At 65.1% G+C, this 433-nt stretch carries 1 protein-coding gene; it reads right to left on the bottom strand.

Annotated features, from left to right (window positions below):
* The coding region (locus CCN42_RS45010; RefSeq protein WP_479688087.1) for a pectate lyase family protein at positions 1-433 on the bottom strand (433 nt) is incomplete at both ends.

Raw genomic sequence — 433 nt, 5'->3', positions numbered from 1 at the left:
GCCGCCGCGGCCGGAGTTGCGCAGGACGCTGTAGGACAGGGTCACGTACTGGGTGTTGTCCTTCATGTCGAAAAGGCCGTCGAAGCCCTCCGACTCGCCGCCCGACGCCTCCAGCGTGACGTGGTCGACCCAGACGTTGCGGACGCCGCTCTCCATGCCGATGGCGTCACCGCCGTTGGACGTGGGTGAGCCGGACTTCTTGACGTTCCGGACGGTCACGTTCTGGATGATGATGTTCCTGGACTCCCGGATGTGGATGCCCAGTTGGTCGAAGACGGCGCCGCTGCCGACCCCGACGATCGTGACGTTGCTGATCTGCTTCAGCTCGATCACACCGTCGGCGGTGCTGCAACTGCCGCCCGAGACCTTGCTGGTGTTGCCGTGGTTGATGGTCCCCTCGACCTGGATGGTGATCGGGGTGCTGCTGCTGGCC

The sequence above is a fragment of the Streptomyces glaucescens genome (genome assembly GCF_002154375.1).
In the GTDB taxonomy this organism is placed as follows: domain Bacteria; phylum Actinomycetota; class Actinomycetes; order Streptomycetales; family Streptomycetaceae; genus Streptomyces; species Streptomyces glaucescens.
This window is presented reverse-complemented; position numbering and strand designations above follow the sequence as displayed.